The sequence below is a fragment of the Agrobacterium sp. OT33 genome, assembly GCF_017313365.1.
Classification (GTDB): Bacteria; Pseudomonadota; Alphaproteobacteria; order Rhizobiales; family Rhizobiaceae; genus Agrobacterium; species Agrobacterium rhizogenes_A.
This window is the reverse complement of record NZ_JAFLMZ010000012.1, coordinates 132,248-156,097: the sequence shown is the minus strand read 5'-3', so window position 1 is coordinate 156,097 and position 23,850 is coordinate 132,248. Positions and strand designations below refer to the sequence as shown.

At 59.2% G+C, this 23,850-nt stretch carries 19 protein-coding genes; 7 read left to right on the top strand and 12 right to left on the bottom strand.

Features of this window, described 5'->3' with window-relative positions; translation table 11 throughout:
• Window positions 1-168 precede the first annotated feature (168 nt).
• Together JZX88_RS24500 and JZX88_RS24495 are read left to right on the top strand one after the other, a co-directional pair.
• Complete coding sequence (locus JZX88_RS24500) at window positions 169-2,181, top strand: hypothetical protein (protein WP_206915021.1); 2,013 nt, start codon at window positions 169-171, stop codon at window positions 2,179-2,181.
• A 393-nt stretch (window positions 2,182-2,574) separates the two neighbouring features.
• Window positions 2,575-2,853, top strand: a complete 279-nt coding sequence (locus tag JZX88_RS24495) for a hypothetical protein (RefSeq protein ID WP_110760589.1) — start codon at window positions 2,575-2,577, stop codon at window positions 2,851-2,853.
• 216 nt (window positions 2,854-3,069) lie between these two features.
• Here JZX88_RS24495 and JZX88_RS24490 read toward each other — a convergent pair whose 3' ends face one another.
• The 11 genes from JZX88_RS24490 to JZX88_RS24440 all read right to left on the bottom strand — a co-directional run bounded on the left by JZX88_RS24490 (window position 3,070) and on the right by JZX88_RS24440 (window position 14,453).
• Window positions 3,070-3,522, bottom strand: a complete 453-nt coding sequence (locus JZX88_RS24490) for a hypothetical protein (RefSeq protein WP_065116442.1) — start codon at window positions 3,520-3,522, stop codon at window positions 3,070-3,072.
• The gene (locus tag JZX88_RS24485; protein WP_142859550.1) at window positions 3,523-4,071 is read right to left on the bottom strand and encodes a hypothetical protein; all 549 of its coding nucleotides are present in this window, start codon (window positions 4,069-4,071) and stop codon (window positions 3,523-3,525) included.
• Window positions 4,068-5,285 carry a hypothetical protein gene (locus JZX88_RS24480; RefSeq protein WP_206915020.1) on the bottom strand — a complete coding sequence of 406 codons (1,218 nt, stop codon included), beginning with the start codon at window positions 5,283-5,285 and terminating at the stop codon, window positions 4,068-4,070. The genes JZX88_RS24485 and JZX88_RS24480 overlap by 4 nt, the downstream gene beginning before the upstream one ends.
• 2 nt (window positions 5,286-5,287) lie before the next feature.
• On the bottom strand, window positions 5,288-5,665 hold the full coding sequence (locus JZX88_RS24475; RefSeq protein ID WP_065116445.1) for a PAAR domain-containing protein: 378 nt from the start codon (window positions 5,663-5,665) through the stop codon (window positions 5,288-5,290).
• 16 nt (window positions 5,666-5,681) lie between these two features.
• Window positions 5,682-6,215 (bottom strand): hypothetical protein, encoded by a 534-nt coding sequence (locus tag JZX88_RS24470; RefSeq protein WP_065116446.1) that lies wholly within the window; start codon window positions 6,213-6,215, stop codon window positions 5,682-5,684.
• A gap of 5 nt (window positions 6,216-6,220) precedes the next feature.
• On the bottom strand, window positions 6,221-7,186 hold the full coding sequence (locus tag JZX88_RS24465) for a hypothetical protein (protein ID WP_065116447.1): 966 nt from the start codon (window positions 7,184-7,186) through the stop codon (window positions 6,221-6,223).
• A complete protein-coding gene (locus JZX88_RS24460; protein ID WP_110760595.1) occupies window positions 7,183-7,647 on the bottom strand; it encodes a hypothetical protein in 465 nt (154 codons plus the stop codon). The genes JZX88_RS24465 and JZX88_RS24460 overlap by 4 nt, the downstream gene beginning before the upstream one ends.
• 8 nt (window positions 7,648-7,655) lie before the next feature.
• The gene (gene tssI / locus JZX88_RS24455; RefSeq protein WP_206915019.1) at window positions 7,656-9,812 is read right to left on the bottom strand and encodes a type VI secretion system tip protein TssI/VgrG; all 2,157 of its coding nucleotides are present in this window, start codon (window positions 9,810-9,812) and stop codon (window positions 7,656-7,658) included.
• Window positions 9,813-10,431: 619 nt separating this feature from the next.
• Complete coding sequence (locus JZX88_RS24450) at window positions 10,432-11,493, bottom strand: ABC transporter ATP-binding protein (protein ID WP_206915018.1); 1,062 nt, start codon at window positions 11,491-11,493, stop codon at window positions 10,432-10,434.
• Window positions 11,486-13,237 (bottom strand): ABC transporter permease, encoded by a 1,752-nt coding sequence (locus tag JZX88_RS24445; RefSeq protein ID WP_371741255.1) that lies wholly within the window; start codon window positions 13,235-13,237, stop codon window positions 11,486-11,488. Before JZX88_RS24445 ends, JZX88_RS24450 begins: the two co-directional genes overlap by 8 nt.
• Before the next feature lie 151 nt (window positions 13,238-13,388).
• Window positions 13,389-14,453, bottom strand: a complete 1,065-nt coding sequence (locus JZX88_RS24440; RefSeq protein WP_065116452.1) for an ABC transporter substrate-binding protein — start codon at window positions 14,451-14,453, stop codon at window positions 13,389-13,391.
• A 307-nt stretch (window positions 14,454-14,760) separates the two neighbouring features.
• Between JZX88_RS24440 and JZX88_RS24435 the strand changes: the two genes are divergently transcribed.
• From JZX88_RS24435 to JZX88_RS24415, 5 genes are all read left to right on the top strand, one after another.
• Entirely contained in the window at window positions 14,761-15,435 is a 675-nt protein-coding gene (locus JZX88_RS24435) for a response regulator transcription factor (RefSeq protein ID WP_142859543.1), read from the top strand.
• A complete protein-coding gene (locus JZX88_RS24430; RefSeq protein WP_065116454.1) occupies window positions 15,422-16,813 on the top strand; it encodes a sensor histidine kinase in 1,392 nt (463 codons plus the stop codon). Before JZX88_RS24435 ends, JZX88_RS24430 begins: the two co-directional genes overlap by 14 nt.
• Window positions 16,810-17,910 (top strand): ABC transporter substrate-binding protein, encoded by a 1,101-nt coding sequence (locus tag JZX88_RS24425; protein WP_246753545.1) that lies wholly within the window; start codon window positions 16,810-16,812, stop codon window positions 17,908-17,910. The genes JZX88_RS24430 and JZX88_RS24425 overlap by 4 nt, the downstream gene beginning before the upstream one ends.
• Before the next feature lie 328 nt (window positions 17,911-18,238).
• Window positions 18,239-19,483 (top strand): hypothetical protein, encoded by a 1,245-nt coding sequence (locus JZX88_RS24420; RefSeq protein WP_206915016.1) that lies wholly within the window; start codon window positions 18,239-18,241, stop codon window positions 19,481-19,483.
• Window positions 19,480-20,586 carry a hypothetical protein gene (locus JZX88_RS24415; protein ID WP_206915015.1) on the top strand — a complete coding sequence of 369 codons (1,107 nt, stop codon included), beginning with the start codon at window positions 19,480-19,482 and terminating at the stop codon, window positions 20,584-20,586. The genes JZX88_RS24420 and JZX88_RS24415 overlap by 4 nt, the downstream gene beginning before the upstream one ends.
• A 248-nt stretch (window positions 20,587-20,834) precedes the next feature.
• Here JZX88_RS24415 and JZX88_RS24410 read toward each other — a convergent pair whose 3' ends face one another.
• On the bottom strand, window positions 20,835-23,624 hold the full coding sequence (locus tag JZX88_RS24410) for a bifunctional aconitate hydratase 2/2-methylisocitrate dehydratase (RefSeq protein WP_206915014.1): 2,790 nt from the start codon (window positions 23,622-23,624) through the stop codon (window positions 20,835-20,837).
• Window positions 23,625-23,850: the final 226 nt, after the last annotated feature.

Genomic DNA, 23,850 nt, shown 5'->3' with positions numbered 1-23,850 from the left:
AACCCAGTTTTTGCGCCAGCCCCGCAGCAAGCCAGGCAAGGTCGCAGAGATATCTCCTGCGCAGCGAGGTTTTCCACGCGGGGAAACACCCGGCGATGACCACTTGCTAAGCAACTTTTGCGTGCTTAAAAGGCGCCCAATATAAGTTCGTGAGAGAGGACAAACTTCGTGGAACAGGAAAATACCCAGACCGGCAAGGGTCGGCGCAAGGCGCTTTGGGCAACGGTTGCGATTATTGCCGTCGCTGCCGCAGGCGTTATCGGCGGCAAGGCCTTCTACGAAGCAAAGGTCAACGAGCTGGTTGCCCGCAGCGGCGCAACTGCCGGTTCCGTGGAAGCCGACTTTCTCGGAAAAATTCATATTCGCGATCTGACATTGCCGCTTGAAGACGGCAAGAACATCAAGATCGCCGCTATCGATGGACGTCCGAAACTTCCTTTTCTGGACGGCGCACTGGACATGAACGGCATCGATATCGATGTGCCGACCGGAAAAATCTCGATGGCGCATGCCCGCGTCGAGAATGCCGCTTTCAAGAAGCCGGCCCCGGCGGCATCCGGCGACGGGAATGCCAACTCCCTGCCAAGGCGCATAGAGCGCTTCGCGGCAACGCGCATTTCCACGCCTGAGGTGACATTCACGCAGTCCGTCGCCGATACCGAGCAGAAGACCGTTTACAGAAACGTGTCTCTTACCGACATCGCCGATGGCCGGATCAGCCGCTATTTGATCGACAACGGCAGCTACGACATCAAGATGGCGCTACCGGACAGCGACGGCGCCATGAAGGAAAAGCATTTGGTCGTATCGACCGGCACCATCGCCGGGCAGGATATCGATGTCGCTTATCTTGCCAGGCTCTACACGGAAAAGGCAGGCCCCGACGACAAGGAGGCAAAGCCTCTCTATGGCCCGCTCTCCGTTGCCAAGATTTCGTTCACGGATGGCGACGGTCATTTCAGCTACGACGAGATCCGCAGCGACGGTTTCAGTGCCCGCCTGCCGGCCGAGCCGCTTCTGGAGACGCTGAAGGCACTGAGCGCAACCAAGAATGTTGACGAACTTTCACCGCAGGAGCGTCAGGCCTATTTCACCAAAGGCCTGTCCATTCTCGACATGATTGGCAAGAGCAACATGCAGCTGCTCGGGTTCAAGGCGGATGCCCCGGACGAAAGCGAGGGATCGGAGGGCAAAAGGGTCAAGGCCGCCATCGATCGTATCGACATGCAGATGGATAGCCGCAGGCTCGACTTCGGCCTGAACGGCATGTCGATCGGCAACGGCACCGACACGATCGAAGTCGCCGAGGCGAGCCTCAAAGGTTTTGACTGGAGCTCGACAGTCGAAGGCCTCTCCCAGATCGCAGGGCTCGACGACACGCAGATTGAGACCTTTCCGTTTAACCGTCTTATCCCGGAACTGGGAACGATCCGTGTCGGCGGCATCAACGTCGACGTCGCCGCGCCGGAAAAGCCGGAGGAAGAGACGGAAGGCACGCCTGAACGCATCAAGTTCACGCTCCGGAATTTCGAGATGGGACTGACAAAGCCCTTCAACGGCATCCCGACCGATATCGAGATCAGGCAGGACGGCCTGTCTCTTCCCATCCCGGCCGATTCATCGGAGGAAGTATTTGTTGAAGCGCGCAAGCTGGGTCTGGAGTCACTCGAACTTTCCTATGCCCTCGCCGCAGGCTGGGACGAACCGAACAACAACCTGATGATCCGGGAAATCTCCTTCAGCGGCAAGGATATCGGCAGCGTCAACTTTTCCGGCCTTGCAAGCGGGTTTACGGAAGAATTCTTCGCCTTCGACGTCAATCGCGCTCAGGCCGCACTTTTCGGGCTGGCGGGTCGCGAGTTGAAACTCACGGTCAAGGACGAGGGTTTGATGGCCAAGGCCATCAAGCTTTATGCCCTGCAAAACGATATGACCGAAGATCAGGTGCGCGGCACCCTGACGTTGGTGGCCAATGTGCTGTTGCAGCAGGTCGCGGCTGAACAGCCAAAGCTTCAGGGCGCCGTGGACGCCCTCGCCCGCTTCATCAGCGCGCCGGGAACCCTGACAGTGATGGTCAAATCGACGGGCGCCAATGGCCTTGGCCTTTTTGATCTGGCTGCAGCCTCCGACAATCCCATGCTTCTTCTCGACAAGGTCGATATTCAGGCGACGGCCGATTAAGCCGTCCTGTCCGCCGCCAATCGTCTCAAGCTCGGTTTTCCGGGCTTGAGACCACCTGACGACATGCCTTCCTGACGCTTTTCCATGGCAGCAGGCAAATTGAATGAACAAAATTTTATTGATTTTTATCATATAGTTATACAAATTAATGAAAGTAAGAAATTAGAAAAAATCGCGCATGGCTGCCAATAGCGCAGATGCGGACGAGGCCCCATCAATGGCTGGAATTATGGCAAGCTATATCGGTGCAATCAGTCATCGGGAAAAACGAACTTTACTCTCCGCCGCAGGGCACTGAAGACGGGATTGTGGAAAAAGCAGGCCGAAGAACCGGATTTTTCAGCGGATTTGCGCTAGACAAGCCATTACGGTTCAATCGGAGAGAGAGGCCATATGCTGATATTCGAGATCATCATTGTTTCAGCGGCGCTGCTCGCCGTCAGCCTTCTGGCAGCCCAGCAGATTGTCGCCCAGATCAGGGAATATCGGTTTTACAGGGAAAATGGCGGTGATTTTTCCGTCGACAGCGGCGTGGATTACCTCCGGCTGGATAAATCCCTTTATTACAACAGCCTCCGCCTTACGAACTGGCAGCGTTTTTATCTCTTCCGCCCGGCCTGCATCGTCATGCTCATCGCATTTCTGGGTATGATGATCGTGGCCCTGTTCTAAGGGCAAGCACCTCGTCCCTGGAACGCGTCACGATATCTGATCGGCAGAGTGATCTGTGCCCGCGAAAGACGCAGTCCTGGGCGGCACAGGCAGGCCAGTCAGACAATCTCGAAATTCAGATTGGCCCAACAGTCATACAGCGCCTTGACCCGCTTCTTCGGCTCGACAGCGCCGCTGCCCACCCGGGAGGAATATGCCCGGCCTCCGCGAAGCGCATTACCCGATCGTATAGTTCGATGCCATGCCACGAAGGTGCGTGACTGTTGCTTGCGACAATGCACCGCTGCCCAGATAATCGGCAAAGCTGTAGGAGAATATGTCGCTTCGTTCTATCGCCTGAACCAGATTGGAATCACCGAAGACAACGAGATATTCATGATCCTCGGGTGCCCAAATCCAGAGGTCGTGGCCCGAAAAATGGACCAGAAGACCATAGGGCGAGTTTTCGAACAATGCATCAAGCATCGGCCCGACCGGTTGTGATGCAAAATGGCGCGGCGGCTGGCCGAATTCGTAAGCCGCAAAATCGATCTCGCCGGCGCCGATCCGCGCGGCAACGAGGGCGATTTCCTCCTCGCTCGGAAATTCGGGAAAAATCCTCGCGGCGAAATTCCTGTCCCTGATAAGCTGATGATCCAGCGTGCAGTCTTTTTTTATGAAATCCGTCATTTAAACCCCCGGCCCATCATTATAGCGTATCTCGGTCTGACGACCGTTTGGTCTGCGGATCTGCAATGTCGGACGACCATCGGAGCTTCCCGGACGGACCGTAACCTTGCTGCCGTCTTGGAGTTCCCCCGTGCGGCCCGGCCCGTATTGCGTTTCGATACCCTTCTCATTGTCCGGTTTCAAGGAATCGAAGTCGCGTTCGGCTTCCGCCATGCCGCCATCCTTTTCGCCGTGCTTGGTCTTGCCCTTGGTCTGCTGGCTGACGCCCGCCTCGTCCTCCAGTTCCTCCTGGCGCTTTTTCTGTTCTTCCGCCTTGGCGGAGCCGCAGTTCCCCGTGCAGCCTCCCGCTTCGCCATCGGCGGGTTCCGAATGGCTCTCATTGTACATCTTGTAAAGTTCGTAGCCTTCATAGGCCAGCATGGCGAGGCCGATTGCTGCGCCCACCGGCCCAAGAAAACCAAGAGCGGCGCGGGCCCCGAGTCTGGTTGCGACACCTGCGGCCGCCCGGCCAAGCAGAGCCTCTCCGCCAGCGGCGGCCACGGCACTCATGCGAAACCCCGTTCTTTCGCCGCGTTCGCCATCAGCCGCATCATGTCATCCAGCCGGGCGTCAGGATTGCCGCCTTTGAGGTTTTGGCGAATATCCGGCGCTTCGATGAAGCGCCCGTTGCTTGCACTCATAAGATAGGTCCACTGAAAGAAGCCACGCTCGGTTTTCAGCCCGTATGCACGCGCCTGTTTTTCATATCGCTCCATGAACAGGAGCGCTTCGCGCTCATCCATGCCTTGTAGCAGATGCGGCGCCGACCGCTGAAAGGCCTCGACCCGCCGACGGCGTGCGGCAAGCATGCGGGATGCGCTGATAGCCTCGATATTTCCGGGCGTCAGACGCAACATGCCGCCTTGCGCCACGATATCAACCGGGCGGCGACCGCGCTTGATGTTCCCGCCCCACGCCTCGCCCGGCGCGAAATAGACTTCCTCCGCCGGTCCCATCAGGCGCACGACCTGCTCCGGCGAAAGCGCCGGAAAGACCTGCATGATGACATTCGGATCGGCGTGGCGGAAGACAACAACCTCGCCGCGATCCCGCCGCCCGGCGACATCGGCGGCAGCCAACGCCTCTTCCTGCGCATCGCCGGCTGCCAGCGACATCTCCCCGGCTTCCGCGGGAACAGAAACGCCCGATCCCGCAAGCGCCTCCCGCTCGAGCGGCACGATTATGCGGTTGATGCCGCGCAGGTGCCTGTAGAGTGTTTCCTCGGACAGGGAGCGATCGCCGACCCAGAACACCACAGCGGGCTTGTCTGCGACAAGCCTGAGCAGGGCCTCTATTCTGCTCTTTACCTGCCTTGGCAGGTCGATCTCGTCCGCCGGCAGCACGCCGCCGCCGCTTTCATCACCGCTGGCGACGGCATCCGCCATGGCGTTCGACAGTTTCGCCGCCAGCGCCTGCAGTTCCTCGTCGCTCGGCTCCGCCGTCTCGATCAAACCGTCCGGCGCGGATGGGACTGCCGGCGAAAGACTGAGGGAAACCAGCCACGGCCCGCCGAGCATGATTGCGGCATCCGGCCCCGCCTGCCGATAGAGCGGCCTGTGGCACAGGCCCGCCGCCGAGAGATCCGCAGTCAGGTTACCGAAGAGGGCTCCGTCCAGCACGGCATAAATGCGCCTGTCGCCGCTGTCTGCAATCTGCGAAAGGCGGGTCAGATAGGCCTGACTGACCGCAGACAGCTCCGCCCTGCCATCAAGCTGATCCTGCATGCCTATCCCCGAACCGTCGGAACGGACCCGCCGGCCATGCTGGCCTGGCACGGGGTGCCGTCGCTGCCGCCATTCGGCTCTTTGTCGCCGATATAGACGTCGGACGAACCGGTTTGCGCATTGCCGCCGCAGTCGATCGCATCTCCGACACGGCCGGCCGGCTTGCCATTGATGAAGACGGTGGATGCTCCCGCCGCCAGAGCCCGCGAATGCGACGGCTTCGGGCAGGAGGGGCAGCCATGCGGCACGTAGGCATCCCCGACACGCATAAGCGGCCGACCGTTCACATAGACATTGTCACTGCCGCCCGTCGCCGGTGTGGGCGGAAAATGGCAGGAATGGGCGGAACCGATATCAGCGCGGCGATGAGCTTTGGGCATAGGCCATGTCCCCCGTTTACCGCGCCTGAAGCATGGCGCGGGCCAGCGGCCCCGGCCGGGCATCCTGCGGCAGAACGAAGGATGCAGATAGCCGTTCAGGTTTCGAGGCAAGGGCAAGCGCGGCAGCGAAATCATCCTGCTCGGTGCGCAGAAGCGCGCCCAGATCGGCGGGAACGATGGCGGGATTGAGCATCAGGGCGGCAAAATCGCTGCCGATCTCGGGGTCGATCCGCCAATCCGCGTTCTTTCCGCGATCCGCAACCTCGGAGAAGGTGACATCTCCCTGGCACCACGAAAGAGCGGAACAGCCGAGCGGCGTCCAGCCCTGTCCGTCGCACAGCATTCTCCATCTCTCCGCGGGAAACTGCGACAGGTTTCGCAACAGCCCGTGCTGGGTTCCAATCGCCTGCAAGGCGATATCGCGGCTGGAGCCACCCGCGTTGAGCAGGCTCACATAGGTGTTCTTCCACTGGCGTTCGGTGGAATGCAGTTCCAGCCATATGCCGACCGGCGTCGATCCATCGTCAAATTTCACTGGCTTCGATAACATCGGTCTCAACGCCCTTCATAAAAGATATGCTGCTTGTCCATCGGCACCCAGGGCATGAACGGGTTGCTGTCTGGAGAACGCGCGCCAGAATAGAATTTCTCGGTCATTTCCACGGACCGCTGCAGCGCATAATCGGAATCCGGGAAGCCGTATTTCGTCGGGTTGACCTGCATATCCTTGGTGATCGAGTTAATGATGCGATCCTGCTCGGCGATGCGATCAAGCTGCTTCTGGTAGGTATATTCCTGCGACTTCCATTCGCGGAAGAACGGATGGACATTATAGGCTTGGAAGGGATATTCCTCGCGTTTGGAGCGGGAGAGTTCGGTCCAGAGGGAATACCATTTCTTCACCCGCCAGAAACCGATCATGGAGCCGAGCGAAGCACCGATCAGTGTCGCCTCGGTTTTGACGTTGAGAGCCGTCGCGCCCTTGAAAAGGTTGCGGGCATCGGCGAGATAATAGGTCCCGGCCCCGATCGCGGCATCGACAGAAGCGCCCGAGACCCAGCCCATCGTATAATCGAGATCGTTGATGCTGAACGGCTTGAGGGCGCTCATTCCGTTCTGCTGCGCCGCGAGGAAACGGTAGATCTTCTCGGCGGAATCATATTGGTCGCCGGCAGTCGGGATGTCGGATATGTCCTTTGCGGTTTTCATATCCTCGATCCTCTTGAGCTGCTCGGACGCACCGCCGCCCTGACCGATCCTGGTCGACTGGCCGCCGCTGCGCTCGACGCGCTTGGCGGCATTGGACATGCCGTAACCCGCCGTCAGTCCGGCGCCGTAAAACGAGGCAACGCAGGCGCAGAGATTCTCCCGGCCGAACATCAGAAAGGTGTGTGCGCCGAGAATGAGCGAAGCACCGCTGTCATAACCGATCAGCCATGACTGCGATTTGGTATAGGCAAAACCAACCCAGGAATCGGGATTATTCAGGTCGTTGCCATAGGGGAATTCGCTATCGCTCATTGCCCGTCCTGACTGTTCTTGAATGGCACGTAGGGTACGAAGGGTTTTGAGGGATCAAAATCCGGCTGTCCCGGATAGAGAAGGCAATAGAGCTTCTGCTGATAGACCACCGCCAGCGGATAACAGGCGTCCTTCTTGCTCATGCCGCCCGCCCCGCATTGCTGAAGCCCTTCGAGAACCTCCATCGCCCGGCATTTTTCGTCCTTGCAATCATAGTCCCTGACGCCCTCATAACCTTTCGAATAGAAAATCCGCGTTTTCGGATAGCTGTCGAGCGGACCGAGAGCGCCCGCAAGCGCGGCATATGCCCGGTCAACATCCCGCTTCTCGCCCATATTGAAGGTGGATGGCGTGTCCGACGTGAAGGCGAATTTCGCCGGGTCTGTTTCGCACTCAAGTGCATGAGAAAGAGATCCGGAGCCCATCAGGATCACACAGGCCGAAGCCAGTATTCTGATCATGTCGCTTCTCAATTCAAATCTATCCTTCCGCCGTTGACGACGACACGCTGGTCACCATTGATCTCGATTTCCGCGAAATCGAGGAACAGCTTGGTGCCGCTCAGCGTGACGGTTCCATCCTCGTGCATCAGCACATTGGCTTTTCCGCAGGTCAGGTGCAGTTCGCCACCGCTGTGCACGGTCGCGCTGTTCTGCGCTGACAGCGACATCGTATCGTTGCTCATCAGATTGACGCGCGTTCCGGCGTTGACGCTGTAGGACATGCCGACATTGGTCGCCATTCCGGCCCCGACATTGACCGCATTGAACACCCCCACGCTTTCGGTTTTGTTCTTCTCGACAATCACCGACATATTGCCCTCGCCGGGATTGAGAAGTCCGGGGAAACCGAGATTTTTCGCCACATCGCCAATGCCGCTGACGAGGGAGTTCAGCAGGGAATTGACAACCCGGCCGATGCCGCTCGGGCCGACCGTGATCATCATGTTGCCGCCGACAACCTCATGATGGTTGTTGCGGACCTCGATGGACTTGTTGTGGCCAACAGACTGAACCCAGTTATTGTCGATCCGTTCGCTGTGGTTGTTGCGTATCTTCTCGTTGCGATCCTTCTGGGCGTGGACATAGATTTCCTCCCGCCCGTTCTCGTCTTCGAAGGTCAGTTCGTTGAAGCCGGTTCCCTTGTGGGTATTGGTGCGGAATGTGCTCTTCGTCTTGTTGGCGGGCAGGTCATAAGGCACGGTCTGGCGCGCATTCGGCACCACCCCCGTCACCAGCGGCCGGTCCGGATCGCCGTCGACAAAGGCAACCATAACCTCCATGCCGATGCGTGGAATGATCTGGCCGCCCCAGGTGGAGCCCGCCCAGTTCTGCGCCACACGCACCCAGCACGTATCGGTTCCATCCTTCTTCGCCTTGCGGTCCCACGGGAACCACAGCTTGATGCGGCCATACTGATCCGGATGGATTTCCTCACCGGCAGGACCGGCCACGATCGCAACCTGCGTCCCCTCGATGCGCGGCCGCTTCGTCGCGCGATGCGGCGTCAGCGGCACCCGCGCAGGGATCGCCTCGAAACTGTTGCGATATTCCGGCTCGTTGCCATTCGTCTCATAGGAACGGTCGACGATGCTGTGGCTCGCACGGATGATCACATGCTCTTCATAGGCATGATCGGGATGGGCAACCTCGTAAGGCGTGAACCGCCGGCCCGCCTCCAGAATGCGCGAGGTGGACGAGCCGAACACACGGTCATGATCCGCCTCGATCGACTGGGTTCTGAGTTTCTGCGCCCGCTCGGCCTCTTCAACCGTGCTGATCCGGGCCGGATATTCATAAAGCTCGCGCTTCATCGCATCCGGCATCTGCACCAGCGACGGCGTCATCGTGCCCGGCACCATGCCCGGCGTCTCGAAGTTCCAGTCCGCGCCCGCCCGCTGGCCCGACACATAGGAAAAACGCCGCGCCCAGTCATTGATGTGGTTGCGGTCCGAAGACCCCTGCGCCAGACGCACCCTGCCCTCGCCCTGTGCCGAAGCCGACGGGGCAAGCCAGCCGCTGGCGCTGTCGGCCACATGCAGCTTGTGGGAACCGTCCTCATGGCTGAACCAGTAGAACAGCCCGTCCTCCTCGAAACGGCGCGTCAGATAATCAAGGTCCGTCTCGTTCCATTGCACACTGTAGTGTTGCGCAGGCGGCGGCGAGATGATGCCCGACGTGTCGGGGGCCGGAATGCCATGTTCGGAAAACAGCGTCTCGACGATCTCCACCGCCGTCTTGTCCATCCAGATGCGGCAATCGGAGCGTCGGGACAGAAGCCACATCTGCGGCCGGATCGTCAGCGCATAGGAGCGCAGCCCGCGGGTGATCGGTGGGCCCTCATGCAGTTCCGTCACCAGACCGTTGAACGGCCGGCGGACGCCGCTGCCCTCTTCCCCGTCTCCCTGGCTTATCTCGACCGACACATCAACCAGCCGCCCGATCAGCTCCTCGGGCTTGACCGCTTCCTTCTTCGCACGCAGCGTCAGGTGAATCTCGAAAAGCCGCGAAACACCCTCGTCAACCGCAAGTCGTTCCGGCAGAAGCTGGTCTTCCCCTAACGGAGACTTGACCTTGAGCACACGGCTCGCCTGGAGAAAGTCCGAAGATGCAGGCTGGTCGGTCATTGAAACCCCGGTAATCGGATCGATAAAAAATCAATCAGCTGTCAAACTCTGAACAGAATGCAATCAAGCATTGTGGCGAAACCATGGACTGACCATGATTTACACAACTTGAAAACTATAAAATTGCACCGGTAAAAGTTTGCAGTGCGGCTTCGGCACGGCCAGCGCAGGAAAGGCGGGACAACCGGAAGCCGCCAACCGCCATTCAGGCCTTTCGTACAAAGAGGCTGGTGAGCGGGCGACACAGGCCGATAGGGCAACCCAAAATGAAGTGCCTGAGGCATGTCCTTAGCCGGCAAAGTTGACACCCCGTGGCGATTGAAGGCGCCCGGCATTTTCCTTCGCAAAATTCGATGCGGAAAGCTGAGAATCGATGACGTTTCCGTGGAGATGACGCCGTGGCGGATGCCCAAAGCCGCCTCAAGGCGGCAGCGATTCGTGACAGGTATCGTATGAATATCGATATTTGCGACCGGCAGCGTCAAATAAAACCGGCCCTTCGGAAAGCGACGTTTCGGTCCATCGTTGCCTCATACAGCAATACAACGATGGACCATGAAACGCCACGCCGGATCAGGCCGTTTCGGCCACCGGTTCTTTGAAGCGGATGGGCAGGAGCTTATGAACCGCGGGCGAAAAGCCACACGCTTTCCCGGGGAATATCCACCCACACCGGACCTTCGGGCAAGGCTTTCGGCCCAAAGGCCTTGGCTGCGAAATCACCGGCTTTCAGGCGGTATTCCCAGCGGTCGCCAAGATAAAGGCAGGCATCCAGATGCATTTCCCTGCGGTTCTGGCCGGGATTGTCATGCACGGCGATCTGCTCGACGCGGATGACCGCCTTGTCCTCCTTTTCGCCGCTCTTGCCGAAAACGATGCCATCGAGCTGCCAGTTTGGCCCGTGGATGCTGGCATCCTCGCCCAGACCGCGTATCTCGCCGCTGGCGACATTGTTCGCGCCGAGAAAGTCCGCCGCATAAAAGCTCTTCGGCTTTGTATAGATGTCCTGCGGCGTGCCTTCCTGAACGATGGCGCCGTTGCGCAGAAGCAGGATATTGTCGGATGCGGCGAGCGCCTCCGACTGATCGTGGGTAACGAGAACACCGCATATTTCCAGGTCGAGGATGAGCTTGCGGATCCAGTAACGCGCCTCTTCGCGCAGCTTCGCGTCAAGGTTGGAAAGCGGCTCGTCCATCAACAGGACACGCGGCTCATAGACCAGCGCGCGGCAGATCGCGACGCGTTGCTGCTGGCCGCCCGAAAGCTGATCGGGATAACGCTCGGCAAGATGGCCGAGACCGATCTTTTCCAGCGTCGCCTGAACACGTTTGCCGGCATCCACCCGGTTCACGCCGCGCAGCTTCAGGCCATAGGCGACATTTTCCATCACCGTGCGATGCGGCCACAGCGCATAGGACTGAAAGACAAGGCCGATATTGCGGTTTTCCGGCGCGACCGTCAGGCCCTTGCTGCCATCGAGCATCGGTTTGCCGCCGATGCTGATGAGACCCTGTTCGGGTTGTTCCAGCCCGGCAATGCAGCGCAGCAGGGTCGTCTTGCCGCTGCCCGAAGCGCCGAGCAGGGAAACGATTGAGCCGCGTTCGGCGGTGAAGGATGCGCCTTGAAGAATGTGCAGGCCGCCGAGATATTTGTGAACGTCGCGAACAGTAAGTTCAGTCATGGATTTTTGCTCCCAGACGAAGGGCGAGACCGAGGCCTGCGCCGGTAAGAACGATGCTGACGAATGCCAGCGCGGCAATCGTGTCCATTGCGCCGGACTGGATCATGGAAACCATGAGCGAGCCGATGACTTCGGTGCCGGCGCTCATGAGATAGATGCCGGTCGCATAATCACGCAGGAAGACGATCATGATCAGCGCCCATGCGCCGACGAGACCGGGGCGCACGATGGGAATGACGACGTCACGCCAGGTCTGGCCGATTGTCGCACCCGTCGTGCGCGCAGCCTCCTCCAGTTCGGGGCTGACCTGAATGAGCGTGCCCTGCAGCAGCCGCAGGCCATAGGAAAGGCCGACGATCAGATAAGCGATGAACAGGCTTATCAGCGTCGTGCGCAGCGGCACCAGGAACGGGATGAACAGGAACAGCCAGAAGAAGGCGAGACCGATGATCAGGCTCGGCATGGAGCGCGGCAGGAGGACCATGTAATCGAGAACGGTATTGGACACGTCCCGATTGCGGTGCCCGGCAAGGCCGACGACCAGATAGAAGGCAACGGCCAGCGCACCGCCGACGACCGCCAGTATGATGGTGTTGAGAACACCGCGATAAAGGCTCGGAACCTCGAAAAGCGCATTGAAATGCTTGGTGGTGAGATGAGCGAAAGGATTGACGCCCTGCCCCCAAGCATCGACAAAGGCGCGCAGGATAATTCCGCCGATCGGCAGGATGACCGACAGGAACAGCCAGAAACCGATCACGGAGAGCGCGATGATCTGGCCGGTCCGTCCCAGCCGCATGACCGTGGTGCGCGAGCCTTTTCCGCCAAGGGCCGCATAGCGGCGGCTGTGGCGCAGCAGCCGGCGCTGATACCATACCAGCGGCAGCGTCAGGAGCACGAGCAGGACAACGACGACAGCCATCAGCTGATAGGTAGGGACGCCGAAAAGTGTCGTGAGCTTGTAGATATAGGTGGTGAGGACGTTGATGCCGCTCGGATCGCCAAGCACCAGCGGCACGCCGAACATTTCAAAGCCGATCAACAGGTTAAGCGCGGTGGCGAAGATGAGCGCGGGCAGCACCATGGGCACGGTGACATCCCAGCACACACGCCAGATGGGCGCGCCGGTGATGCGGGCCGCCTCTTCAAGATCGGACGGCAGGTTGCGCATCGCCGCCGACACGTAAAGATAGACATGCGGGACATGCGCCAGCCCCGTGACAAGCACGATGCCGCTCAGGGAATAGATGTTCCACGGCACGAAACCGATGATGTCGCGCGCAAGGATGGAAACGAAGCCGGAAGGCCCGATCGCAACCGTATAACCGAAAGCGAGCACCAGCGCCGAAATGAACATCGGAACCAGCACGATGATTTCCAGCGCCTTGCGGAAATGCACATCGGTACGGGTGAGCAGGAAGGAGAGTGCCGCGCCCAGCGGGACGGCGATCGCCACCATGCCCACGGCCATGATGACCGTGTTCCACAGGGCATCGTAGAACATCGGGTCGATGAGAATATATTCGTATGCGCTCAGGCCGAGGCTGGCGCTCGGGCTGAAGAACGGACCATCGAGAAAGCTCTGGTAGATGATCAGGCAAATGGGCGTGAGGACGCACAGCGTCAGGAGCCCGATGACGAGCCGGCGGAAGAGCAGCGCTTCGCCGGGTGGGCGGGGCGTCCTCAACCGCGGTTCGCGGGATAGTTCTCGGGGTGGGTTTTGGGTAATGGCATCCACCGGCATGGTTGCAGCCTCCGGGAAACAGACGTTTGGGGAATGGATTTTCGTAAAAGCGGCAAGGCCTCGGGAAATGGGCCAGACACCGCCTCGTGCCTTCGGGGGAAAAGCACGGTGTCTGGCCCCGCCTCGAGAGGCGTGGCTCACCAGGGCGAGATCAGCCCTTCAGCGCCGCGCGCCACTCGTTCAGGAACTTCAGCCGTTTCATCGGTTCCATGAAATCGAGGCGCGTTTCATCGAGCGCGATCGGCTTCAGATTGCCGCCGACGAGTTCGTTGAGCGTGTCGATATTGTAGCCTTCGGTGGTATCCTTGCGCAGGGCCGGCATGCCTTTTGAGGCAAGCGCGTTCTGCCCCTCCTGCGACAGCAGGAAATCGATGAACAGCTTGCCGGCATTCGGATGCGGAGCATCCTTCAACACGCCGGCAACACGCGAGAAGGCAAGCGTGTAATCCTTGCCGAAAGCAACACCGAGGTTCGGCGCGCTCTTCACCCAATCCAGCGCGTAAGAACCGATCAGATTATAGGCGAGGACATTTTCACCCGAGACCACGGTTTCGCGCATGGAGCCCGTCGAGGAATAGGATTTGCCCTTCGCCTTGCCGAGCCCGTTGGTCATGTCCCAGAAATTGCTGGTATTTTCCATATCGCTGGTCTGGATCAGAAATCCGACGCCGGACTTTTCCGGATCGAAGGTGCCGATACGGCCGTTATATTCACCGCTGGAAATGAACTTGATCAAATCTTCGCGTGTCTGCGGAACCTTGTCTTCCGGCAGCGCGGTCTTGTTGTAGATCATGCCGACGGGCTCGATCGAGGTGGCATAAACGATGTCCTTGAAGACCGCCCAGCTGGGCAGCGACGCCAGTTCCGGCGACTTGTATGTTTCCAGATAACCATCCGTCGCAAGCTTCACGCCCTGATCCATGGCCGAGGTCCAGAAGACGTCGCCGCCCACCTGCTTTGCCGCGGCTTCCGAGATGATGCGGTTATAGACGCCATTGGTGCCGATATCGTTGTAATCGATACGGATGCCGGGATATTTCTTCGCGAATGCATCAAGAGCCGCCTGCGCCTGCGCTTGGTCGGTGGCCGAATAGATGGTGACCGAACCTTCCTTGCGCGCGGCCTCGACAAGTTCATCACTGGCTGCAAATACCGGCATGGCCAGCAGCAGGGCCGCCGCATTCGCGGTCAGCGCATAAGAGAAAAATTGCTTCATTCCTGGTCCTCCCACAATGATTCAAGACATCCGGGGGAAGAGAAGAAACGAAGACAGGGCATGTTTACCTGCCGGAAAACGTTCTTATGTTCCGATTATTTTGAGCAAAGCAATAGTATTTCCACTTCCTGCGAAGTAGATTATACAGCCCATCAAATCGATATCCTCCCACGGATATAGTGGAAACCACCCGACCAAACGAATAGATCGCCACGCTACATAAATTTATCGGTGAATCTGTCAGCAACCTGTCACGTTCGAATATGTTTTTGTTGTCAGGTGCGATTTTTCATGCAATTCATGGCTCATGCGCATCCTATTGGTCGAAGACACACGGGATGTCGGGGAGGCAATCAATCAACGTCTGGAGCGAGTGGGACACTCGGTTGATTGGGAGGCAGACGGACTTGCTGCGGCTGAAATTCTCGACTTCACCGATTACGATCTGATCATTCTTGACGTCATGCTGCCCGGGCTTGACGGTTTCGAGATATTGCGCCGTGTGCGGGCCGCCAAAAAAACCGTTCCCGTGCTGGTGCTGACGGCGCGCTCCGAAATCGAGGACCGGGTCAGCGCGCTCGATCTCGGCGCGGACGACTATCTGGTGAAACCCTTCGATTTTCGCGAGCTTGATGCGCGTGTAAGGGTCCTGCTGCGGCGCAACCGTGGCGAGACGACCAATATCATCACCTGCGGCAACCTGCAGCTTGATCAGCAGAGCCGCAATGTTCGCATCGGCAAACGCGAAGTCCAGCTGAAGCGGCGTGAAATTGCCATTCTCGAGGTCTTCGCCACCCGTCCCGGCCGCCTGTTCAGCAAGGACGAGCTGATGGACGCGCTGTTCGGCTTCGACGAGGGCGTCAACCACAATGCGGTCGAGCTTTATGTCAGCCGGATACGCAAGAAAATCGAAGGCTCCGGCGTATCGATCGTCACACAGCGCGGCATGGGCTATCAACTGGTGATCGATGACAACGCGTGAACCGTCGCTGTTTTCGCGCCTCGTCATCCGTGTGGGCATGGTTCTGCTCATCGGCGCAAGCATACTCATTTCCGCCGCCGGTTATTATGCCCAGACGGCGGCCAACAAGACCTACGACCAGCTTCTGCGTGGCGCGGCCATGCAGATTGCCGACGGCATCACCCAGAATGACGGCAAGCTGATCGTCAATCTGCCCCTTTCCGCTTTCGAGCTGCTCGGTTTTGCGGAACGGGACCGCATTTTTTATCGCATCGTCGGGCCGGACGGCGCCATCGTCAGCGGATATCCCGATCTCAATGTCGACTACGATTCCATCGCCGCGCGTTACGATCCGCAGCTCGAAACGGAACAATATCGCGGCGTCGAAGTGCGGACCATCACGGTGTCGCGCGCGCTGGCCGATCAGGCGCAAGGAGGATGGATCTATGTCATTCTGGCGCAGACCACCGAGGCGCGCCGGGCGCTGGCCGCCGAGATAACCCAGGGCGCCATATTGATCGTCGGTATCATGATCCTGCTTGGACTTGGCGGCACCTTCCTTGCCGTGCGTTATGCGCTAAAGCCCGTCACCCGGCTCGCTCTCGCCCTGCGGCAGCGCAATCCCGAAGACCTGACGCCTATGGAAATGCCCGCGCCGCAGGAATTGCAGCCGTTTCTGGGCGCCATCAACCACTTCATGACCCGGCTGGACGAACGCGTGGTGCGCCTGCAGCAGTTCATTGCCGATGCCGCCCACCAGATACGCACCCCGCTGACCGGACTTTCCGCCCAGGTGGACATGCTCGATGAGACGAACATGATCCCCGAAAATCGCGAGCGCACCCAGCGCATCAAGATACGCACGGGCGAACTGGCGCAGCTGACCAACCAGCTGCTCAGCCACGCCATGGTCATCCATCGCTCCGGCATCATCCAGCTCGAAAACGTCAATCTGGTCACGGTGGCGCGCACGGCCTTCCACCATGCCGTTCCGCTGACTGTCGATCCCGACATGGTGATTTCCTTCGAGGCCGACGAAGCGCTGCTACCGGTCAGGGGCGATCCCGTCAGCCTCAGGGAAGCGATCGCAAACATCATCAGCAATGCGCTGCGCCATGGCGCGGTTTCGCGTCTCGATGTCCGGGTAATGCGGCATGATGGGCGCATCTGCGTGGAGGTGGAAGATGACGGGCCGGGCATTCCCCCGGAAAAATGGGACCAGATGTCGCGCCGCTTCAACGCCGCTTCCGCCAATGCCGCCTCCGCCTCGGGGCTCGGCTTTGCCATAGCGGCCGAGGTCGCGGTCGCGCATGGCGGTCGGATTCGCTTTCGCGAAAAGGGCGACACCGGTTTTACCGTCATTCTGGATCTGCCCAGCGCCCGGGAGGAAAGCGCTTGAAAAATCTGCTCCTGGCAATCCTGCTTTCGATGCTGGCCACGGGGCCGGCGCACCCGCAGCCGACGGAGGGCACCTCCACGTATTTCCCCGCGCCGGCCGGGGAAACGGAACGCCTTGTCATCAACGGCGCCGCCGACACCTCCGCCCTGAAACCGCTTCTGCTCGACTTCCAGCAGATCGAACCGAACATCGCCATCGATTACACCGATTTCGTCACCAATGACCTCTATCGCGAAGCGGACGCCGCATGCCGGGAGGAAAAGGAGTTCGGCGACCTTCTGATGTCATCCTCGGTTGATCAGATGGTGAAGCTCGCCAATGACGGATGCGCCACGCCGCATGTGTCGGCCGAAACGCGGGCGGTAGAGAACCATGCCAATAGCTGGCGCGACGAGGTCTATGGCTTCACCTTCGAGCCGAGCGTCATCGTCTACCACAGCGATTATGTTCCACCGCAGGATGTGCCGCATACACGAGCTGAACTTGCCGATCTGCTGCGCCGCAAACAGGAATTCTACCGCGGCCACGTCGCGACCTACGATCTTCGCCAGTCAGGCGTCGGTTATCTTCTTGCCTTCCTCGATGCGGAACAGAATTCCACCGCCTATGGCCGTCTTCTGGAGAGCATGAGCCGCGTCGACACCCAGCTGCGCTGCTGCAACAATTCCGTGCTGGCCGATATTTCCAACCAGAAGATATATATCGGTTACAATGTCATAGGCTCCTACGCCTATGCCGCAACGCTGCGTGATCCGAAGCTGAAGATCGTGTTGCCGCGCGACTATACCCTTGTGCTGAGCCGGGCCGCGCTCATTCCGCAAAAGGCAAGGCAGCCGGCGCTTGCCGGGCGCTTCATCGACTATCTTCTCTCCGAGCGCGGGCGCCGCGTCGCGCGGGAAAAATCCTTCTTTTTCTCACGCGACGGCACCATGCCAACGGATGTCGATGGTCCTCCATCGCTCATCGAAAGCGGCGTGGGCCGCATCGTCCGGATCGGCCCCGCCCTTCTCGCCACCCAGGATGCCGCCCAGCGTAAACGCTTCATCGATGACTGGACCGACGTGATGACGTCCGGAAACAATCCGCAGGCCGACTGATACCTTGGAAAATCCGGGGCGGCCCGGAGAAATCATCCAGCAACAACTTTACCAAGCATGGTAAAATCTACTATTGCGGGTATTTTTAGGATGTCGTAATCTCACGCAGAAATTGTGCTGGTCTCGCCTGCAATCGCTCAGGCGAAAAGAGGAGGTTATCATGCCCGCTTTAGCCCATGGACTCTTTCCGGTTGCCCGACCTCCGCAATTAAGGGAGAAAGCGGATGCTCAACCTCCGGCTCTGCCCCCCGCATGGGAGTGCACCGCCCTCCTGCACTCCTTCAGCCCGCCACCGCGCAACGACCCGCAAACCACACCATTCTACCAGATGTGCATTGCGAATATCAGCTTCATCGCCAATCAGGTCATGTCCATCTGCGTGGTGGGGCTGGACTACGGAACCTGGTGGTACAGAATAACGCCACAGGGCACGCAGGTATCCACCAACAAGGGCGCAACCTGGACCGTGGTCGACATGGGCTGGACACTGCCAACGCAGAACTGGCTGAACAATCAGCCATCCTACTTCCAGACCGGTTACCTGAACTGGATGCAGGCACAGGAAGTCGACTGGTGGAAACAGCCTGTTCCGGGTTCGAACGCAACGACATGGATGTGGTTCGATACGGCTTCGCAATTGCCGTTCCGCATGATGTTCGGTGCCCCGCCATCGTCTCCGGCCATGGGAGACCCCGCACAACTTGCCTTTTTCCAGAATTTCTCATTCACCTACTTTCCGAATTTTGCACCCGCCTCGTCGCCAAATGTCGATTCCTGGGTTGATCCCGTGATTGCCGGCTTCCAGCCCGGCAACCCGAACAACCAGAAGCTCGTCGTCTGGAACCCCTGTTTCTTCATGACGACCTATATGACGCCGGTTGATTCCAAGAGCATGCCGCTGCCCACTGTCGTTCTGTATCAATGGAAGCCGGATGCGAGCTATCGTGTTGCCTCGGATCGCGGACAGGCCACCATCATGTCCTATGAATATAATCCGAGTGCCGGATTTCAGGATCAGGTGGCCATGCTCTATGGCATCGCTCCATCAGGTACGACGCCGCCGGCGCTCGCGGGCAGTGGCTATATTTACAACGAGACCTTCTTTCTCTCACGCGGATACCCTTTCCCGATCGTCTGGTCATGCGACAATATCGGGCTGGGACAGGAGCCTCCGGACTGGGCGCGCATTCCCGCCGTGGACGGCACCATCCACGCTTCGATCAACAACAACCCGGCCCTCTCCCCCGGACAGACGACCAACATCATCTCGGTCCTCTTCCCACCGACGAAGGAATATCCGCAGGGACGGTATCTCTGGACATGGTACAGCCCATTTCCGGGATCGGACGGCACACGGAGCCGGCCTGTCACCTTCATGGAGTCCGCATCGACCATCGCCGAAGGCGGCACCAGCCTCGCTCTTGCCGACTATTACGACTATCAGGAATCACCGGTCTGGTTCCCGCCCGAATTCTTCGACCTTCCAGCGCTCTGCCTAGCTCAGCCTAAACCGGGCGCGGTAAAGGCGAGCCTGCCGAAAGGCGCCGCGATTCGCGGAACCGGGTCAAAATGAGCGTCCCCGTTTCTCTTTCGGCCAAGGGGCCGTTTCGGGTGGCAGTGTCGGCGGGCGGGTCCCTGCTATTTACCCTTGCCTGCATCTCCGCCGGCGCGCCCGCCAGCGCGCAGGAAAGCTATTCCCAGGACAGGAGTTTTCCGGAGATCAGCCGCTTCAATATGCAGAATGTGAGCTGGATGACTTTGTCGCCCGCCGGCGACCAGCTTTACATGGTACAGAGAGGCACACCCGCCGTCTCAATCTGGACACTCGACGGCCGGCTCGTTTCGTCATGGTCGACGGATTGGCTCGGTGAGCCGCATTCCCTGAGCTTTCAAAAAACCGCGAAGGGGGAGATATTTGCCTGGATCACCGATATGGCGCCGCCCAACACGGCCGGCGGCGCCTTCGGGCATTGCATCAAAAAATTCACGCCGGACGGTAATTATCTCGGCAGTATCGGCGTCTGCGGCGCTGACAGCCAGGGCAGCAGCCTGGACCCGATCCAGTTCGACAAGGTCACGGATGTCGCCTTTGACGCCAACGGCCTGATGTGGGTAACCGACGGCGACGTTGGTGGATTGAATAACCGGGTGCTTTCGCTTGACCCCGAAACCGGCAAGGTCCTGCAGGTCTGGTCAGCGCCGGACAACAAGGCCGGAACCGGTCCCGGACAGTTTAATCTGCCGCACGCCATCACAACCGACCACTGCAACCGGATTTTCGTTGCCGACGCACTCAATAATCGCGTCCAGATCTTTGAGCAGGACGGAACATTCCTCCAGCAATTGCAATGTTTCGGCACCCTCGGCGTCTACGGGCTGGCTCTCGGGAATGACGCGGCGACATCCGCCCAGCTTTTTGTTTCCAGCAGCACAACCACCTTCACCGGCGCGGGCAATGTACAGATTTTCCCGGTCAGCGCCGATTGCAAGGCACCCTTGCCCGTCGAAAACGGATGTCAGGGCGCTGCCAACATTGCCATTTCCCTGCCGCAGGGAACGTCAGGATCGGCCCTTCACAATATCGCGGTGGCTCAACAGGGTAGTGCTTTTTTTATTGCGCCTCTGGGCGGCAATCTGTCGCCACAGAAATGGACCCGCACTCCATCGGGCCAATAGCGCCAGACACGCCGGTCAGATCCAGCCGGCAACAGGCCGAATATGGTCTGTCGAGTCCTCTGCAGGGGCGAACAGCTTACCGTTGCCTGCGTCCAATATGTTGAAGCGCAATAGTGCTCGACAAGTACAATATTCCACGCCGCTTTCGGACGGCATAGAATTTCTGGAGGCCCGCCATCCGGCGGGCGTCCTTGAGTTCACTTTGAGATGTCATGTCCGGGAGGCTTTCACCTCCCGGTGCCGAAACCTCAATAATGGACCGAGAGGGAATCGATCGGCGTTCCCTTCGACGGGGTGAACTTGGTCAGATCGATCCCTTCGACGGCCGCCTTATACTCTTCCGCACTCGGCGTGCGGCCAAGGATTGCCGACAGGACGACGACCGGGGTCGAGGCCAGAAGCGATTCACCCTTCTTTTCAGCCGTGTCTTCCACGACGCGGCCCTGGAACAGGCGGGTCGAGGTTGCCAGAACGGTGTCACCTTTTTCCGCCTTTTCCTGGTTGCCCATGCACAGGTTGCAGCCCGGGCGTTCCAGATAGAGGATGTTCTCGTATTCGGTGCGATTGGTGGTCTTCGGCTTCAGGTCATCGAATTCGAAGCCTGAATACTTCTGCAGGATTTCCCAATCCCCTTCCGCCTTCAGCTCGTCGATGATGTTGTAGGTCGGTGCAGCGACGACGAGCGGCGCCTTGAACTCGACCTTGCCTTCGGCCTTTTCGATGTTCTTCAACATCTGGGCGACGATCTTCATGTCGCCCTTATGCACCATGCACGAACCGACGAAGCCCAGATCGACCTTCTTGGTGCCGCCGTAATAGGACACCGGACGGATCGTATCATGGGTGTAACGCCGGGATACATCGGCATTGTTGACGTCGGGGTCGGCGATCATCGGTTCGTCGATGACATCCAGATCCACGACGACTTCCGCGAAATATTTCGCATTGTCGTCGGGGGTCAAGGCAGGCTTTTCGCCCGAACGGATTTCGGCAATACGCTGATCCGCCTTGGCGATCAGGCCCTTCAGCGTCTGGGCGGCATTGTCCATGCCCTTGTCGATCATGATCTGGATGCGCGACTTGGCGATCTCCAGCGACTCGATCAGCGTCTCGTCCTCAGAGATACAGATCGACGCCTTGGCCTTCATCTCGGCCGTCCAGTCGGTGAAGGTGAAGGCCTGGTCGGCGAGCAGCGTGCCGATGTGGACTTCGATGATGCGGCCCTGGAAGACGTTGTCGCCATGCTGCTTCAGCATCTGCGCCTGCGTCGCATGCACAACATCGCGGAAGTCCATATGCGGCTGCATCGTGCCCTTGAAGGTGACCTTGACCGATTGCGGGATCGGCATAGTCGCCTCGCCCGTCGCCAGCGCCAGCGCCACGGTGCCCGAGTCGGCGCCGAAGGCGACGCCCTTGGACATGCGCGTATGGCTGTCGCCGCCGATGATGATCGCCCAGTCATCCACGGTGATGTCGTTCAGCACCTTGTGGATCACGTCCGTCATCGAATGATAGACGCCCTTCGGGTCGCGCGCGGTGATGACGCCGAAATTGTTCATGAAGGACATGAGCTTCGGAATGTTCGCCTGCGCCTTCTTGTCCCAGACGGAGGCCGTGTGGCAGCCCGACTGATAGGCGCCATCCACCAGCGGCGAAATGACGGTTGCCGCCATCGCCTCAAGTTCCTGCGCGGTCATCAGGCCGGTCGTATCCTGCGAGCCGACGATGTTGACCTTGACGCGAACGTCCGAACCGGCATGCAGAACCTTGCCGGGGGTCACGCCGACGGCGTTGCGGTTGAAGATCTTCTCAACGGCGGTGAGGCCCTGACCTTCGATCGCGATTTCCTTGTTCGGGGCAAAGACCGGCGTCGCCTCGATGCCGAGCGTCTGAGCCGCAAAGGTCTGGAGCTTCTTGCCGAAGACGATGGCGTAGGAGCTGCCCGCCTTCATGAATTCCATCTTCTGGGGCGTGAAGGCGGCGGCAACGTCAACCAGCTCATTGCCGCTTTCGTCGCGAAGCTTGCGGTTCTTGGCGTCGATCTTCAGCACAGTGCCGGTCTCGACCGAATATTTCTGCTCGAGGATCGGGTTGCCGTCATTGTTGAGGATCGGCTTGCCATCTTCACCGAGCTTCTTCACCCAGTTTTTCAGGTTGATGCCAATGCCACCCGTCACATCGACGGTGGTGGCGAAGATCGGCGAGATGCCGTTGGTGCCGGCAACAACGGGTGCGAAATTGACGAAGGGCACATAGGGGCTGGCCTGCTTGCCGGTCCACAGCGCCACATTGTTGACGCCGGACATGCGTGATGAGCCAACGCCCATCGTGCCCTTTTCGGCGATCATCATCACCCGCTTGTCGGGATGCTGCTTCTGAAGCGCGACGATTTCCGCCTGCGCTTCCGGCGTGATCATACACTGGCCGTGCAGCTGGCGGTCGGAGCGCGAATGCGCCTGGTTGCCAGGCGACAGAAGGTCGGTCGAAATATCGCCTTCGGCGGCGATGAAGGTCACGACCTTGATCTCGTCTTCCACATCCGGAAGCTTGGTGAAGAATTCAGCCTTGGCATAGCTTTCAAGCACGCCTTTGGCGACGGCATTGCCTGCCTTGAAGGCATCGCGCAGCCGGAACATGTCGGCGTCATAAAGGAAGACCTGGGTCTTCAGAACCTCACCCGCCTGCTCGGCAAGTGCCGCGTCATCACCGAGCGTGATGTCAAGCAGCACTTCGACAGAAGGACCACCCTTCATGTGCGACAGCAGTTCCAGTGCGAAGGCAGGCGTGATCTCTGGCACGACGACTTCGCCGAGAATGATCTGCTTGAGGAAAGCCGCCTTGACGCCCGCAGCACTCGTGGTGCCCGGCAGGGTATTGTAGATGAAGAACTTGAGGGCGTCCGTCCGGTATTCGCTACCGGCATCCTTGATCAGCGCAATGATTTCGGCGGTCAATGCGCCGTCATCGATCGGCTTGGGTGCGAGCCCTTGTTGTTCTCTGCTTTTGATCTCAGCCAGGTAATCCAAGTAAAGGTTCATCGCTATCCCAACGTCCTGATATGTATGGAGCCAAAACCCAGCACCACCGAACTGTCACGTCAATAGGTCTGGGTCTTTTACCGGTTTCGAGTACGCCAACCGGGGCCGGCTGACAAGATGTCGCATTTCAGTATAATCGTTTCAATCGTTCCGTTGTCCGACTGTCGCGACAAAAATGGGCGGCCCGTCTGCGAACCGCCCATTCCTATATCAGACCATGGTCTTG

Excerpts from the sequence above, each read along its gene's own strand:
- JZX88_RS24495 (WP_110760589.1), top strand. The coding sequence starts at position 2,575 with ATGCTGATATTCGAGATCATCATTGTTTCAGCGGCGCTGCTCGCCGTC.
- JZX88_RS24490 (WP_065116442.1), bottom strand. The coding sequence starts at position 3,522 with ATGACGGATTTCATAAAAAAAGACTGCACGCTGGATCATCAGCTTATC.
- JZX88_RS24485 (WP_142859550.1), bottom strand. The coding sequence starts at position 4,071 with ATGAGTGCCGTGGCCGCCGCTGGCGGAGAGGCTCTGCTTGGCCGGGCG.
- JZX88_RS24480 (WP_206915020.1), bottom strand. The coding sequence starts at position 5,285 with ATGCAGGATCAGCTTGATGGCAGGGCGGAGCTGTCTGCGGTCAGTCAG.
- JZX88_RS24475 (WP_065116445.1), bottom strand. The coding sequence starts at position 5,665 with ATGCCCAAAGCTCATCGCCGCGCTGATATCGGTTCCGCCCATTCCTGC.
- JZX88_RS24470 (WP_065116446.1), bottom strand. The coding sequence starts at position 6,215 with ATGTTATCGAAGCCAGTGAAATTTGACGATGGATCGACGCCGGTCGGC.
- JZX88_RS24465 (WP_065116447.1), bottom strand. The coding sequence starts at position 7,186 with ATGAGCGATAGCGAATTCCCCTATGGCAACGACCTGAATAATCCCGAT.
- JZX88_RS24460 (WP_110760595.1), bottom strand. The coding sequence starts at position 7,647 with ATGATCAGAATACTGGCTTCGGCCTGTGTGATCCTGATGGGCTCCGGA.
- tssI (WP_206915019.1), bottom strand. The coding sequence starts at position 9,812 with ATGACCGACCAGCCTGCATCTTCGGACTTTCTCCAGGCGAGCCGTGTG.
- JZX88_RS24450 (WP_206915018.1), bottom strand. The coding sequence starts at position 11,493 with ATGACTGAACTTACTGTTCGCGACGTTCACAAATATCTCGGCGGCCTG.
- JZX88_RS24445 (WP_371741255.1), bottom strand. The coding sequence starts at position 13,237 with ATGCCGGTGGATGCCATTACCCAAAACCCACCCCGAGAACTATCCCGC.
- JZX88_RS24440 (WP_065116452.1), bottom strand. The coding sequence starts at position 14,453 with ATGAAGCAATTTTTCTCTTATGCGCTGACCGCGAATGCGGCGGCCCTG.
- JZX88_RS24435 (WP_142859543.1), top strand. The coding sequence starts at position 14,761 with ATGCGCATCCTATTGGTCGAAGACACACGGGATGTCGGGGAGGCAATC.
- JZX88_RS24430 (WP_065116454.1), top strand. The coding sequence starts at position 15,422 with ATGACAACGCGTGAACCGTCGCTGTTTTCGCGCCTCGTCATCCGTGTG.
- JZX88_RS24420 (WP_206915016.1), top strand. The coding sequence starts at position 18,239 with ATGTGCATTGCGAATATCAGCTTCATCGCCAATCAGGTCATGTCCATC.
- JZX88_RS24415 (WP_206915015.1), top strand. The coding sequence starts at position 19,480 with ATGAGCGTCCCCGTTTCTCTTTCGGCCAAGGGGCCGTTTCGGGTGGCA.
- JZX88_RS24410 (WP_206915014.1), bottom strand. The coding sequence starts at position 23,624 with ATGAACCTTTACTTGGATTACCTGGCTGAGATCAAAAGCAGAGAACAA.